This window comes from Bradyrhizobium sp. LVM 105 (assembly GCF_003957705.1).
GTDB classification, from domain to species: domain Bacteria; phylum Pseudomonadota; class Alphaproteobacteria; order Rhizobiales; family Xanthobacteraceae; genus Bradyrhizobium; species Bradyrhizobium frederickii.
In genome coordinates, this window is the sequence record NZ_QZMV01000007.1 from 197148 (window position 1) to 213015 (window position 15868).

The window sequence follows — 15868 nt, forward strand, 5'->3', positions numbered from 1 at the left end:
GCCGCCGGTCATGAGTGAGAAAGAAGCCCAATGTTCCTGACCGAGAACGATCTGAATGAATTGGTGGCATGGCGACGCCATCTTCACGCCGTGCCGGAACTGTCGGGGCAAGAGGCAAAAACCGCGGAAGCCGTGCGGGCCCGTCTTCAGGCGGCGGGTGCCGACAGGATCGTTTCGGGCCTCGGTGGTCACGGCGTGTTTGGAATCTATGATGGACGTGAGTCTGGCCCGACGGTCATGCTTCGGGCCGAACTGGATGCACTGCCGATCCAGGAAAAATCAGAACTCAAGCATCGATCACTGGTACCAGGAAAAGCCCATCTCTGCGGTCATGATGGTCATATGGCCATTCTGGCGGCCGTAGCGCAAAATCTGAGCCAGCAACGTCCAAGCCGAGGTCGCGTAGCGCTCCTGTTTCAGCCGGCCGAGGAGGACGGGTCCGGTGCGGCCGCCGTTCTGGCTGACGCGAAGTTTGAGCAGGTGCGGCCCGACTTTGTCTTCGCGCTGCATAACCTTCCTGGGCTCGGTTTTGGACAGGTCTCCCTTGCCGAGGGCTTGGTGAATTGCGCCTCGCAAGGAATGCGGATCAGATTATCGGGACGAACCACGCACGCGTCGAATCCGGAGCTCGGTATCTCCCCGAAAGACGCGCTCGCCAGGCTTTTGTTGGAGATTCCCGCGCTTGGGCACGGTACGGAGCTGGACGACGACTTCTCGATGCTGACGGTCACCCACGCAAGACTTGGGGAGCCTGCGTTCGGTATCGCGCCGGGCTTCGGCGAGTTGTGGGTGACACTGAGAACATGCACCGACGTGATGATGGAACGGCTCCGCCTGGAGGCGGAAGACTTGGTTCGACGCGTGACGGCCGGTGAGGGGCTGAGCACGGAAATCGCTTATCGCGACGTCTTCAATCATTGCGCAAACGACGTCGATGCTGTTGCCCATCTTAGAAGCGCGCTGGACGCAGAGGGGGTGCGACATTCGGCGAAGGGCCTTCCACTGCGTGGCTCCGAGGACTTCGGACGTTTTGGCTCCCGTTCGAAGTCGGCGATGTTTTTCCTGGGAGCCGGCAAAGAGCATCCCGGGTTGCATGAGCCGAACTACGACTTTCCGGATCAGTTGATAGAAGTTGGTGCAAGAATATTCATACGCACTATACGCAACCTGCTTGGCTAAATCGAGAATTCCGGACGGAGTGACAGCGTACCGCCTGCATGTCACACGTTGGATCGACGATTAGAACGATTTAAATCTAGAGGCATTCGAATTTGTGCGGTGAGATTCGAAACAGGAAATCGCTCTCCGACCACGACGGTTTGTCGTGCAACCTTAGATGATTTCTAGGTCCCAATTCCTTCTCGCAGCGCCGTCGTATGTTAGGAAGCGACGGGGACGTGCTTGCAAGTGGAATTGGGGCGCAGGAATGACGCGTGAACTTTCGGCCAGGAAAATCGTGCGTACGCTATCGTTGGGCGCGGTGAGTTATCTCGCGCTGTCGATGGAATCTTCGGGTGACCTTCAGCATGCGGTTGCGCAGTCCAATCTGCCGCCCGTGACCGTGGATGCTCCCAAGCCGAGAGTTCGTCAGCCGGTCCAGAGATCACAGTCGACGCGCGCCTCCCGAGGACAAAGATCCGTCGCAGCGGCAGCTCCGCGCCAGGCTGCACCCGTTCCCTATGTGGTGCCCTCGACCGGGACGGTCGGTACGGTGCCGCCCGCCTACGCAGGCGGCCAGGTCGCAACCGGCGGGAGTCTCGGTCTGCTCGGCAATCGCGGTGTGATGAACACGCCGTTCAACCAGACGAGCTATACGGCTGAGTTGATTCAGAACCAACAAGCGAGAACGATCCGCGATGTCTTGGCGAATGATCCCTCGGTTCGTGTCGTCCAGGCGGCAGGTGGTGGCGCCGACAGTGTGTTCATACGCGGCTTTTACTATGACAGCGGCGACTATGGGCTGAACGGCCTCTATGGAATCGCTCCCTACTACTCTAGCGGCGCGAATTTCGTCGAACGCGTCGAAGTTCTGAAAGGCCCGAGCGCCGTGCTCAATGGGATGACGACGGGGGGCACCGGCGTTGCGAGCGGCGGTGCAGTTGGCGGCAGTATCAATCTCATCACCAAGCATGCTGCCGACATCGACATTACGCAGATTACGGGCACCTACGTATCGAGATCGCAGTTTGGCGCCAATATGGACGTCAGCCGTCGCTACGGCGAGCACAAGGAGTGGGGCGTTCGGGTCAATAGCACTTATTCGAACGGAAGTACCCCGTGGGACCGCCAGACGGATGAATTCGGCAATGCAGTGATCGGACTCGACTACCGGGGCGAGAGAGCACGCGTGGCAGTCGATGTCGGTTATCAAGCCGATAATTTGACTCCTCCACTACGCTTCTTCGGGATTGGCCCAGGCCTCACCTCCATTCCTTCGCCGCCAAAGGCAGGGACGAATTTCCAGGTGCCTTGGGCTTACTATAAGCCGAAGGACTTCTTCACGACCGTAAGAGGCGAAGTGGATGTTACTGACTGGATAACTGCATATGCCGCTTTTGGTTATCACGACAGCAAGATCGATTATACCTATCCTTCGCCCAATATTACCAGCGCCGCCGGCGCTTTGGTGGGGCGTCCGGGGCTTGGGCATGAGACGTTCGAGACCTTTGCAGGAGAAGCGGGCGTCCGGGCGGTGGTCGATACCGGTCCGGTCAATCATGCTCTAAACGCGAACTATTCGATCAATGATCGAACCTATGATCAGAGCGTTCTGAGTTCGGCAGGATTAATTGCCTGGAATCTTTACACTCCACCGACAAACGTCGCTCGTCCGAACTTAAATGTACCGACACTGAGACTAAATACCAACGTGAACATCGAAAGCGTCGGTGTTTCCGATACCCTGTCGATGTTTGACAAACGCCTTCAGGTGACCGTCGGTGTTCGTCAACAAACCGCTGGGAGCAGGGTGACAAATTTCATCCCGACGGCGGCAAATCCGAGCAGGCCCTATCAAGAGACGACTTTATGGACCCCGGCTTATGCGGTTGTCGTCAAGCCGGTTGAGAATATCTCGCTCTACGCAAACTATATCGAGGGGCTCCAGACACCGGTGGTCGTTACTGGCCTATTCCAAAACGCTGGCGCCGTGTTTCCGCCCAGCAAGACCACTCAGGTCGAGACCGGAGTGAAGTTCGATGCCGGCCGATTCACCACGACACTGAGTCTGTTCGACATCACACAACCCAGCATCATCACAGTGCCGGGCCTGCCTTTCCCTACCCGGGAACTCAGTGGCAGGCAGCGCAACCGTGGTGCGGAGATCAATGTGTTCGGTGAGATCACGCCAGACATCAGGCTGCTCGGCGGCGTTGCCTTTATCGATGGTGTGCAGGAAAGGACAGAGAACGGCACTAACGACGGCAAAAAAGCGATCGGAGTTCCCGCGGTCACCGCCAATATCGGAGCCGAGTGGGATACTCCGTTTGTTCATGGACTGACGTTCACCGGAAGAGTCATCTACACCGCTTCGCAATACGTCAACGTAACAAACACGCTCACGATACCTGAGTGGACACGCGTCGATCTCGGCGCCCGGTATACCTTCGCCTCGCCATGGAACGGCAAACCGATCGTAGTCCGCGCCGCCGTCGAGAACGTCACCAATAAGGCCTATTGGGCTTCGGCTTATAGCGGCGTCATCACGCTCGGCGCGCCGCGGACCTATCTGGTGTCTACCACCTTCAACTTTTAGGCGGCTTTCCCAGAAGCCGGAGTCATGCCGCCGCGGTTGTCCGCGGCGGCATTGCCTTGGCATGAGCCTTTCAGTGCCGTCGATGACGGCATAATGAACGCCGCCCGCAACAAAGCCGGCGCTCATGTAGCTCGGAAAAGTTCCGCCTTGCGCAGTTAGAATTGCAGCAATCTGCGACGCCTCCTGAAATCCCAATATTCTCCCGCGTATTGGCGCGCAAGCGCGGAGGTTGCATTATATCCGCCCGTCGCCAGTTTTGAGGTCTTACAAAAAGGCGCGTCGATATTGCTTTGACCCTCGTCTCCTTCTGACCTAGTCAAACGTCTCTGCTTTCGCTTTCCGAAGAGGGGATCGCGCCATGATGGTGTTCGACAGAGACGACGTCACCTTCACCGTCGTCGTCAATCACGAAGAGCAATATTCCATCTGGCCGACGTTCAAAGAGATTCCGGCCGGCTGGAAGGCGGTGGGCAAGTCCGGCAGCAAGAAGGAATGTCTCGACCACATCGAACAGGTGTGGACCGACATGCGCCCGCTCAGCTTGCGCAAATTCATGGACGATGCGGCGCCTCCGCAGTCGGCGTAGCCAGCGGGGTTCGGTCGTCCGATGCGGCTTCTTTGTCTGCCCTATTCCGGCGGAAGTGCCATGTTCTATGCGCGGTGGCGCAGGCTGCTGCCGTCGTGGATCGACGTTCGGCCAGTGGAATGGCCCGGGCGCGGCGCGCGCATGGACGAGCCGCTGGCGACCGATCCGCGCGTGCTGGCAGCGCAGCTCGCTGGCGAGCTCGCCGCGCAGCTCGACGGGCCCTACGCGTTGTTCGGGCACAGCCTCGGCGCCGTGGTCGCGTTCGAGCTCGCGCATGGCCTGCTCGATCGCGGAGTGCCTGCGCCGGCCATTCTCTTCGCCTCGGGTGCGGAAGCGCCGGCGGTTCGAGACGGCAACAAGTGGCGCCATCCCCTGAGCGACGAAGCGCTGATGCAGGAGCTGCGCAATCTTCAGGGCACGCCCGACGACGCGCTGTCGAATGCAGAGCTGATGCGGTCCGCGCTGCCGGTGCTCCGCGCCGACTTTCTGATGTGCGGGGCCTATGCCTACCGGCCGCGGCGTCGATTGCCGTGCCCTGTACACGTTTTTGGCGGAGCGGACGACGAGACCGGCCGCGAAGCGCTCGAGGCCTGGCGGCAGGAGACCTCGGCGTCATTCACGCTCGACATCCTGCCGGGGCATCACTTCTTCATTCACACAGAGCAGGCCGAGCTGATCGACCGGATCGGCTGGGCGCTGGTCCGGCAATCGGGGCGATCGATTGCTTCGCATCGGAGCGAGGATCATGAGCGCGTTCTCCGTCCAGCCACTCATTGACGGCAAGACTCTTCCCATGCTGCTTAGGGCAGGTGAGGCCGGGCAGCCGCTCGGCGAAGCCCTTCCCGTGCTGCGCACGACGATCGACCGGTACCTGACCGACAGCGGCGGCATCGTGTTTCGCGATTTCTCGCTCGATGGTCCCGATGCGTTTCGAGCCTTCGCGGCCGATTTCGGTCATCCGCTGCTGACCTACGAGTTCGGGTCGACGCCGCGTTCGCAGGTGACCTCGGGCGTCTACACGTCCACGGAGTATCCGCCGCACCAGCATATCCCGCTGCATAACGAGCAGGCCTATACCCGCGATTGGCCGATGAAGATCTGGTTCTACTGCATGCAGCCGGCGCTGGAAGGCGGCGAGACGCCGATCGCCGACAGCCGCGCCATCTATCGCGACATGCCGCCGGCCATTCGCGGGCGGTTTGCCGACAAGGGCGTGATGTATGTGCGGAACTACGGCAACGGGCTCGACGTCGACTGGCAGCAGGTGTTCGGCACCGACTCCAGATCGGAGGTGGAGGCTTACTGCGCTCGCCACGACATCGAATGCGAGTGGAAGGAAGACGGCGAGCTCCGCACGCGCCAGATCTGTCAGGGCACGGCGCAGCACCCGATCACCGGTGACTGGGTCTGGTTCAACCAGGCGCATTTGTTCCACGTCTCCAATCTCGAGCCGGAGGTGCGCGAGAGTCTGCTCGACGTGGTCGAGGACGAAGCCGATCTGCCGCGCAACGTCTTCTATGGCGACGGTTCGACGATCGAGGATGAGACGCTGTCAACGGTCCGGACCGTTCTGGAGAGGCACAAGATCAGCTTTCCCTGGCAGGCCGGCGACGTCGTGATGCTCGACAACATGCTCACGGCGCACGCGCGTGCCCCATTCAAGGGGCCGCGCAAGGTGATCGTCGCCATGGCTGAAGCTCATCGGCAGGGGTGATCGGCAAGGGTGATCGGCGGCACGTCTTATTTGGGCGGTGGGGATTTCCGGCGCGCGGCCGGACAGGAATTCGAGACATGGACAGATCCAACCTCGTCGAACGCTTGCGAGAGCACGCTGCCTTGCGACCGGAGAAGGTGGCTTTGCGGTTCCTCGAAGGCGACGACGTTGCCGACGAGCTGACGTTCGCCGCGCTCGACGCTCGGATCAGGGCACTTGCGGCGTGGTTGCAACAGATGGGCGGGGCAGGCGAACGGGCGGTGATTCTGCTTCCGAGCGGGATCAACTATGCCGTCGCATTCTATGCCTGCCTGTATTCGGGCGTGATCGCCGTGCCGGCGTATCCGCCTGAGGGCGGCCCCGAGCGCTATGCGGGACGACTCAACGGTATCCTGCGGGATGCCGCGCCTCGCTTCATCCTGGTGGAGACGGGGCTGCGCGGTCTCATCGAGGCGGCATTGCCCGAGCTCGCCGACGTGGAGATCGTTGCGGTGGACACGATTTCGCCCGATCTCGCGGCGGACTGGTGCGAGACGAGGCCTGCCGCCGACGGGATCGCGTTCCTCCAGTACACATCCGGCTCGACCTCGCAGCCGAAGGGCGTTTGCGTCTCTCACGGCAATCTGGCGGCCAACGAGCATGCCATCGAAGCGGTTTGTGGCGGAACGCCGGACGACGTCTTTGTCAGCTGGCTGCCGCTCTATCACGACATGGGACTGATCGGCGGACTTCTGAACCCGCTGTTCACGGGCTTTACCGGCGTCCTGATGTCGCCGCGGAACTTCCTGGAGCGGCCACGGCGCTGGCTCGAGGCCATCGACCGTCACGGCGGCACGTTGAGCGGTGGCCCCGACTTCGCGTACTCACTCTGTACCGACCGCATCTCGGAAGAGACCATCCGTCGGCTCGACCTCAGCCGGTGGAGGTTTGCGTTCTCGGGCTCGGAGTTCGTCCGCCGGACCACCTTCGAGAAATTTGGCGACCGGTTTGCGCGCGCCGGCTTCAATCGGCGGGCGTTGACGGCCTGCTATGGCCTTGCGGAGGCGACGCTGCTGGTCACGGCCGGCGACATCACCGCCGAGACCGTCAGCTACACGCTCGATACTGCGGAACTCGCCGCCGGCCGCATCGCGAGCGCCAGCGAAGGCACGGACCTCGTGGCATGTGGTCGAACTGCTGCTGGTCACGCCGTGCGCATCATGCGTGTCGACGAATCGGCGGTGGCCGAGGCGAATGAGGTGGGCGAGATCTGGGTCGCCGGTCCCAGTGTCGCGCTCGGCTACTGGAACAATGTCGAGGCCACGCATCAAGCCTTCGTCGAGCGGGATGGCGCGCGTTGGCTGCGGACCGGCGACATCGGCTTCCTTCGCGACGGCGCACTCGTGGTGGCCGGTCGTCTCAAGGACCTCTTGATCGTTCGCGGGCAGAACGTCTATCCGACGGATGTTGAGCAGGCGGTCGAAGCCGAGGTCGAATCCGTCCGCAGCGGACGGGTTGCCGCCTTTCCCGTCGAGGTCGACGGGCGTGAGGCCATCGGAGTGGCGGCAGAGTTCAGCCGCGCCGTGCTCAAGCGTAGCAATCCGGAAGCGCTCGCACATGCGATCGGCGAAGCCGTCCTCCAGCAGGCGCATGAGTATCCGGCCGTGATCGTTCTGCTGAACCCGCAAGCGATGCCGTTGACCACGAGCGGCAAGCTGCAGCGGTCGGCCTGCGCAACGCGTCTCGCCGACAACACGCTCGACAGCTTCGCGGTGTTCGAGAGAGGCCGTCGCCGCGGCACTGCATCCCTGACGGTGCCGGCGACTGATACCGAGCGCGCCGTCGCCTCGATCTGGTGCGACGCACTTGGCGTCGCGGCGGTGCATCGCGAGGACGATTTCTTTGTGCTGGGCGGAAACTCGATCGCGGCTGGCCAAGTCGCCGCGGCGATCCGCGACCGCCTGGACGTGGAAGTGGAGCTGCGCACCTTCTTCGACGCGCCGGCGCTTGCGGCCTTCGCTGGCCGGATCGATGTTTTGGCGGGCACCGGTGCTGGCCGGGCGCTCCCGCCGATCCCATGGGCCGTCGCGGCCGATCGCGCGATGCTGTCGCACGCGCAGGAGCGGCTCTGGTTCCTCTGGAACATGGACCCTGCTGGGACAGCCTATACCGTTGCGAGCACAATCGGTCTGAAGGGACGGCTCGACCGTACAGTGCTTTCGCGTGCTTTCGGCGAGATCGTCCGTCGTCACGAGATATTGCGCACCACGTTCATCGCCAGAGACGGCCGCGGAACGCAGCTCATCCACGATGTCATGAGCGTCGGCGTCCGGCACGAGGATCTCCGCGCCTATTCTGTGCGGGAGCGCTCCGAGCGCGCGGAGACGGTCAGGCGATCCGAGCTCGGCAAGCCGTTCGATCTCGTGAACGGGCCATTGTTGCGCGCCGTGCTGCTTCAATTCGCGGACGATGCGTATGAATTGCTGCTGCTGGCCCATCACATCATCGTCGATGGCAGGTCGCTTGATGTGTTGCTCGAAGAGCTGGCCGCTCTCTATCGAGGCGGTACCGGTCAAGGCGCAGGCGTGCCGCCGGTTCCGGCAATTCAGTATGCTGATTTCGCAGCCTGGCAGCGAAGCTGGCTTGCGGGCGGCGAGGGCGATCGGCAGCTCGCCTATTGGCGCGCCAAGCTTGGCGATGTTCACCCGGTGCTGGCGCTGCCGCATGATCGGCCGCGCCCGACGATCCAGAGCCATGCCGGCGCCACGATCGCACTGGCCATCGACGGCGCGCTCGCGTCCCGGCTCCGGGGGATCGCCGGCAAGCAGCGCGTCAGCGTCTTCATGCTGCTGCTCGGCGCATATTACGCGCTGCTCCATCGCTACACCGGGCAGAGTGATTTGCGTGTCGGCGTGCCGGTCGCCGGGCGTCGGCATACGCAGCTCGAACGACTGATCGGATGTTTCGTCAACACGCTGGTGCTGCGGGCCGAGATGACCGCCGAATCGAGCTTCACCAGCCTGTTGCGTCAGGTCAGGGAGTCGGTGGTCGAGGCGCTGACGCACCAGGATCTTCCGTTCGAAATGCTGGTCGACGGCCTCAAGCCCGAACGCAGCGGTGGGCACAATCCCCTGTTCCAGGCGAAGTTCAACTACATGACGGCGCCGGGCGGTTTCTCCGGCGTCGAGGGGCTCGCTGCCGACATCGACATTGTCGATCTCGCTGGTTCGCATTTCGATGTCGCCCTCGACGTCATCGATGGCGTCGGCATGAAGGTCACGTTCAACTACGCTACCGATCTGTTCGATCGTCCGACTATCGCGCGATTGGCGACGCAATTCGGTTCGATGCTGCGCCAGATTGCCGACAATGCCGAGCGGCGGATATCGGACTTCGTCATCGACGACGGACACCAGCAGACCGTGCCTCGTGAGGCTGCGGCGTTCGGCTTCGCCGATGTGGTGAGCCTTCATCGCGCGGCGACCGCGGATCGACAGACCGCTATCGCCATTCGATGCGGCCGGGGGCAATTGACCTTTGCGGCGCTCGAGCAGCGGTCAAACCGTATCGCGCACGCCCTCATCGCCAAGGGCGTGGCACGCGAGACACCGGTTGCGCTGTGGATCGAGCGCTCTCCGGCCTTTGTCGTCGCCTTGCTCGGTGTGCTGAAGGCGGGCGGCTCTTATGTCCCGCTCGATCCGAAATGGCCGTTGGAGCGCGTCCGCCGTATCCTGACCGACGGCGGCATCGACATCATGCTTGCGGCGGGCGACAAATTGGCGGATGCGCGCGAGCTGGGCTGCCTGGTGCTCGACGCGGAGGCGGAAGCGGTGCGCGCCGAGGTGTCGAGCCTGCCGCTCGACACGACCATTCATCCAACGCAGACCGCTTACGTCATCTATACCTCCGGATCGACCGGCGCGCCTAAGGGCGTCAGCGTCTCGCACGGGGCCTTGGCCAATTACGTGCAAGCCCTGTTGCAGCGCCTGAAGCCGCGCCCGTCGGCGAGCATGGCGATGGTTTCGACGGTGGCGGCCGACCTCGGCCACACTGTCCTGTTCGGTGCGCTCGCATCCGGCGGCACGTTGCATCTGCTGTCACCGGAGGCCGTGTTCGATGCGGATGCGTTTGCGCAAGTGATGCGCGAGGGCGAGGTCGACATTCTCAAGATCGTGCCGAGCCATCTGCGAGGGCTGCTTCAGGCCTCGCACTCGGCCGATCTGCTCCCCCGCGACGCGCTCGTCTTGGGCGGCGAGGCGTCCGATGGCGCGCTGCTGGACGACGTCCGGCGCTTGCGGCCGGAATGCCGAATCCTGAATCATTACGGGCCCACGGAAACGACCGTCGGTGCGGTGACGCATGAGTGCGCGGCAGGCCGCGGGGACGGTACGGTTCCAATCGGTCTGCCTCTTGCCAATCTGCGCGTCCATGTCCTCGACGACGCCTTGAACGAGGTGCCGATCGGCGTGGTTGGCGAGCTCTATGTCGGCGGAGCCGGTTTGGCGCGGGGCTATCGCGGCGCGGCGGGCCTGACCGCGGAGCGCTTCGTGCCGGATCCGTTCGGCGCCGCGGGCGAGCGCCTCTACCGAACCGGGGATCGTGTCCGCTGCGACCGCGAGGGTCGGCTGATATTCCTGGGTCGTTCTGATGACCAGATCAAGTTGCGCGGCTATCGCATCGAGTTGGGCGAGGTCGCGCGCGTCATCAAGGCGCTGCAGGGAATCGGTGACGCGGTGGTCGTTTCACGGCCAATCGGTGCAAGTGAGCGCCAGGAGCTGATCGCCTATTGCGTGGCTGAGAGCGGCGCCGCTCCACAGGCCGATGCGATCAAGCAACAGCTGGCTGCAATCGTGCCGGACTATATGGTTCCGTCACACATCGTCATGTTGGCGCAATTGCCGCTGACGCCCAATGGAAAGGTCGATCGTCGCGCCTTGCCCGAACCGCCCGAAGAGGGGGCGTCGGCTGGCTATGCCGCGCCTGCGGGGGATATTGAAATTGCGATCGCGGCGGTCTGGTGCGAGGTGCTCGTTCGCGAGCGCGTCGGCCGCAATGACAATTTCTTCGAACTCGGCGGCGATTCGATTCTGAGCCTGCAGATCATCGCCCGCTTGCGCAAGCGCGGCATCCGGCTGACTCCGAAGCAGATCTTCAGCCAGCAGACGATTGCCGGGTTGGCGACGGTCGCCGTGATATCGGCGGGGACGACCAAGAAGGAGAGACCGGCGGCAAGGACGTCAGTCGGCGGTGACACCGCATCTGGCATGCCCTATCTGATGCCGATTCAGACGCGCTTCTTCGCCGAGGACATTGCCAACCGGGATCACTGGAACCAGGCGGTTCTGCTGCTGCCCCGTATGCAGGTGGATTGGGAGACGCTGCGGCGCGCGCTTGCGGCCATCTCGGACCATCACGATGCGTTGCGCCTGCGGTTCAGGCAGGTGGATGGCGCCTGGCGGGCGGAGCAGGGGCCGGCGCCGGGGTCAGCCGAACTGTTATGGCTTTATGCGGGCGTCGGCGGCGCGACGGAGGTCACGGTGCTCGCCGGTGCCGCGCAGGAAAGCCTCTCACTGTCTTCGGGACCGCTGCTGCGCGCGGTCGGCATGGACCTGGCGGACGGTAGCCAACGCTTGCTGCTTGCGATCCATCATCTCGTCGTCGATGGCGTGTCCTGGCGTATCCTGCTGGAAGACCTGGCGTTGGCCTATGACCAGCTGCAGCGTGGCAGTCCCGTCGCGCTGCCGCCGAAGAGCGACTCCTTTGCCTCATGGAGCGAGCGGCTGCATGCCTATGCGGGAACGGCGGAGATCGCGGCCGAATTGCCGTATTGGCTGGATTGTGGCGCCGGCGCGCGCCTGCCATGCGACGACGACCATGGCGATGTCGATCGCGTCGGTGATGGCGGCGAGGTGTCCTTGGTGTTGGATGCCGACCTGACGTCACAGCTCCTCGAACAAGCGCCGGCTGCCTATCGGACCCAGGTCAACGATCTCCTGCTCGCCGGTCTCGTGCGCGCGGTGTCGCGCTGGAGCCAGCACGACGAGATCACCGTGGAGCTCGAAGGCCATGGCCGCGAGGAGATCTTCCCGGATGCGGATGTGTCCCGCACCGTCGGCTGGTTCACGACGGCCTTCCCGGTCCGGCTGAAAGATGCAGGCGACGAGGCGTCGCTGATCAAGGCGGTGAAGGAGACGCTTCGCGCGATTCCGAACCGCGGGATCGGCTATGGCGTGCTGCGCCATCTCGGCTCCGAGCAGCAACGCCATGCTCTGGCGCAATTGGCGGAGCCGCAGATCGTCTTCAATTATCTAGGCCGCTTCGACGCCAACATAGGAACCAACCAGCGCTTCTCCTTCGCAGCGGAGAGCGCAGGTCCTTCGCGTAGCGCCACAGCGCCCATGCGCGGCTGGCTGAACATTACAGGCCTCGTGCGTGAGGGCCGACTGGAATTGTCTCTCGGATACGGACGCAAGCGTTACCGGCACGCGACGGTCGAGCGGCTCGCCGCACATTACAAAGACGCACTGCGCGAACTGATCGCCCATTGCTGCAATGGAGCGTTCGGCCTCACGCCATCGGATGTCCCGCTGTCTGGGCTCGCTCAAGCCGACCTCGATCGGTTGGCTGCGAACCTGGATATTCGCGGCATTGAGGACATCTATCCGCTCTCGCCGATGCAGCAGGGTATGCTGTTTCATGCGCTGCGCGATGGTGCCCTCGACGCCTATGTGAATCAGGTCGGGCTCGAGCTGTTCGGCGTCGATGCTGGCAGGCTGAAAGCCGCGTGGCAGATGGTCAGCGACCGGCATGCGGCCCTGCGGACCGGGTTTGTCTGGCAGAACCTGTCGGGCGCAGCGCAGCAGATGGTGCATCGCCAAGTGACGGTGCCGTTCATCGAGGAGGATTGGCGCGACAGCGCGCCTGCGGACCTGCAAGCCGCGCTAACCGAGATATCCCGGCGTGAGCGCGCGATGGGCTTCGACATTTCGCAGCCGCCGCTTCAGCGTATCCGTCTGATCCGGCTCGATGACGACAGGCACTGGCTGATCTGGACCCATCATCACATCTTCGTCGATGGTTGGAGCTCGGCCCGGCTAGTGGCGGAGGTGTTGCAGCAGGCGAGCGGTCACCCGCTGCCGGCCGTGCAGGGCGGCTATCGCGACTACATCGCGTGGTTGCAGGGCCGTGATCGCGAAAGCGCCGAGACGTTCTGGCGCGAGGCTTTGGCAGGGCTCGAAACGCCCACATTGCTCGCGAACACACTGGCGTCCCCCAAAACATCCCTGGCCGAAGGCCATGCTAGCGTCGGGCTTGCGGTGGACGCGGCGTTGACCGAGCGGCTGAAGTCCTTCGCAAAGCGCGAACGGGTGACGCTCAATACGCTCATACAAGGGGCATGGGCGCAGCTGCTGCGGCGTCATTCGGGGCAGTCCGCGGTCTCTTTCGGCGTGACGATATCGGGCCGTCCGGCCGAATTGCCCGGCGCGGAGGAGATGGTGGGCCTCTTCATCAACACGCTTCCCATCGTCGACGCGACCAGCCCACAAGCCGCCGTGGGCGATTGGCTGCGCCAGTTGCAGGAACAGAATTTGGCGCTGCGTGAGCATGGTTGGACGCCGCTCTACGACATTCAGCGGCTCGCCGGCCATGCCGGGCAGCCGCTGTTCGACAGCATCCTGGTGTTCGAAAACTATCCGATCGACGAGGGGGTGCTGCGAGGCGGGGAAGGTGGTCCGCGGCTGGGACGTGTGGCGCATGTGACGCCGACGAACTATGCGCTGGCGGTCGCGGTGTTCGCTGCAGGCGATCGGCTGAAAATTGAGTTCAACTATGACCGGTGCCGGTTCGACGAGGCAGCGATCCTGCGCCTTCGCGACATTCTCCACGGCCTGCTGGAACGGATCGCGGCGAATGCGGAACGTGCGCTCGGTGATCTCTCTGCGGCAGTCGAGCGGGACGCGCGACGAGCTCTCGAATGGAGTGTCGCAGCGCGGCTGACCTCCGCATCATCCTGCGCCGACGTCGTGATGCATATCGAAGCGCAGGCCGCGCAGGCGCGATCTGCCATTGCCATCGTCTGCGGCGACCAGCGCATCTCCTATGGCGAGTTGAACGCGCGTGCGAACGCGCTCGCACGACGCCTTCGCCTCTGGAACGTCGGTCCGGATCGGCTGGTCGGCATTGCCTTGAGCCGAAGCCCGGACATGATCATCGCGCTGCTTGCGGTTTTGAAGGCCGGCGGCGCCTATCTGCCGCTCGATCCGGATTATCCGTCAGAGCGGCTTGCCTACATGCTGCGTGACGGCGGCGCGGCGCTGGTCCTGACGCAAGGCGCGCTGCTCGAGCCGCTTGCACCGGTGCTGCGCGAAGCCGGGGTCGAGGCGCTCTGCATCGAGGAGCCATCGCCGCGCGCCGACGAGGACGGCGGGAACCTCGACATCGAAATCCATCCGGACAGCCTGGCCTATGTCATCTACACGTCCGGGTCGACCGGCGCGCCGAAAGGCGTGGCGGTTGCGCGCGGGCCGCTGGCGATGCATTGCGAAGCCATCGGCCGGCTGTACCGCATGACCTCGCGTGACCGCGAGTTCCAGACGGCATCGATCAATTTCGACATCGCCCACGAGCGATGGCTGGTGCCGCTGATGACGGGTGGTTCGCTCGTCCTGCCTTCGAAGCCCGGTCTTCTGATTGACGATCTCGTCAGCGAGATGACCCGCAATGCGGTGACCTCGATCTTCCTGCCGCCGGCCTATGCGGATCAATTGAGCGCGGCATTGCGGCGGGGCGGGCGCAGGCTGGCGATCAGGGCCTGTATCGTCGGCGGCGAAGCCTGGTCCGATACCGGGGTCAGGGCATTTCGAGAAGCTGCTGATATCGATCTTCTGGTCAACGCCTACGGCCCGACCGAGACAGTGATCGCGCCGACGGTGTGGATCGTCGACGCCGCCGCGCTGACACCCCACCAGCCCGCACCGATCGGACGGCCCGTCGGTGCGAGGTCGGCGCACATCCTCGATTCCGACCTCAATATCGTTCCCGTCGGTGTCACCGGCGAGCTGTTCATCGGTGGTGTTGGCCAGGCCCGCGGCTATCTGAACCGGGCTGCACTGACCGCGGAGCGGTTCGTCCCCGATCCGTTCAGCGACGATGGCACGCGCCTCTATCGCACTGGCGATCTCGCGCGCTGGCGCGATGACGGCGTGATCGAGTATGTCGGCCGTGCAGACCAGCAGGTGAAGATCCGCGGCTTCCGCATCGAGCTCGGAGAGATCGAATCGCGCCTGCTCGAGCAGCGCGGCGTGCGTGCGGCGGCCGTGGTGACGGGGGAGGGCAGGACCGGGCGCCAATTGTTCGCCTATGCGAGCGGCGAGCCGTCGCTCGACGGCCGCGCCTTGCGCGAGGCGCTGTCCGCCGTTCTGCCGGACTACATGGTGCCGTCGTCGGTGACGGTGCTGGGGCAGCTGCCGCTCACCCCCAACGGGAAGATCGATCGGCGGGCTCTGCCAGCGCCGGGCGAGGATGCATTGGCGCGTCGCACCTACGAGGCACCCGAAGACGAGATCGAGCTTGCGCTGGCCGGGATCTGGGCGGAGCTGCTCGACGTCGATCAGGTCGGACGCAACGATCACTTCTTCGAGCTCGGCGGACATTCCCTGCTCGCCGTGCGGGTTCTGAGCCGGGTGTCACAGGAGGTCGGCGTGTCGATCGCGGTCTCGGACCTGTTCGCTCATCCCGATCTTGCGTCATTTGCCCGGGTCGTGTCGATCAGGCTCATCGAGCAAGAATTCGATGCCGAAGAGCTTCAGGAACTGGTGGGAACGGAGCAGTGAGC

At 63.6% G+C, this 15868-nt stretch carries 6 protein-coding genes; all 6 read left to right on the forward strand.

Annotated features, from left to right (window positions below; genetic code table 11):
• The first annotated feature begins 30 nt into the window (after positions 1-30).
• Positions 31-1179 (forward strand): amidohydrolase, encoded by a 1149-nt coding sequence (locus D6B98_RS21345; protein ID WP_126258892.1) that lies wholly within the window; start codon positions 31-33, stop codon positions 1177-1179.
• A 247-nt stretch (positions 1180-1426) separates the two neighbouring features.
• Positions 1427-3754, forward strand: a complete 2328-nt coding sequence (locus D6B98_RS21350) for a TonB-dependent receptor (RefSeq protein WP_126258893.1) — start codon at positions 1427-1429, stop codon at positions 3752-3754.
• Between the two features lie 358 nt (positions 3755-4112).
• Positions 4113-4340 (forward strand): MbtH family protein, encoded by a 228-nt coding sequence (locus D6B98_RS21355; protein ID WP_126258894.1) that lies wholly within the window; start codon positions 4113-4115, stop codon positions 4338-4340.
• Between the two features lie 21 nt (positions 4341-4361).
• Entirely contained in the window at positions 4362-5117 is a 756-nt protein-coding gene (locus D6B98_RS21360) for a thioesterase II family protein (RefSeq protein ID WP_126258895.1), read from the forward strand.
• Entirely contained in the window at positions 5086-6054 is a 969-nt protein-coding gene (locus tag D6B98_RS21365; RefSeq protein WP_126258896.1) for a TauD/TfdA family dioxygenase, read from the forward strand. The genes D6B98_RS21360 and D6B98_RS21365 overlap by 32 nt, the downstream gene beginning before the upstream one ends.
• 77 nt (positions 6055-6131) lie before the next feature.
• Complete coding sequence (locus D6B98_RS21370) at positions 6132-15866, forward strand: non-ribosomal peptide synthetase (protein ID WP_126258897.1); 9735 nt, start codon at positions 6132-6134, stop codon at positions 15864-15866.
• The last annotated feature ends 2 nt before the right edge of the window (positions 15867-15868 follow it).

Excerpts from the sequence above, each read along its gene's own strand:
- D6B98_RS21345 (WP_126258892.1), top strand. The coding sequence starts at position 31 with ATGTTCCTGACCGAGAACGATCTGAATGAATTGGTGGCATGGCGACGC.
- D6B98_RS21350 (WP_126258893.1), top strand. The coding sequence starts at position 1,427 with ATGACGCGTGAACTTTCGGCCAGGAAAATCGTGCGTACGCTATCGTTG.
- D6B98_RS21355 (WP_126258894.1), top strand. The coding sequence starts at position 4,113 with ATGATGGTGTTCGACAGAGACGACGTCACCTTCACCGTCGTCGTCAAT.
- D6B98_RS21360 (WP_126258895.1), top strand. The coding sequence starts at position 4,362 with ATGCGGCTTCTTTGTCTGCCCTATTCCGGCGGAAGTGCCATGTTCTAT.
- D6B98_RS21365 (WP_126258896.1), top strand. The coding sequence starts at position 5,086 with ATGAGCGCGTTCTCCGTCCAGCCACTCATTGACGGCAAGACTCTTCCC.
- D6B98_RS21370 (WP_126258897.1), top strand. The coding sequence starts at position 6,132 with ATGGACAGATCCAACCTCGTCGAACGCTTGCGAGAGCACGCTGCCTTG.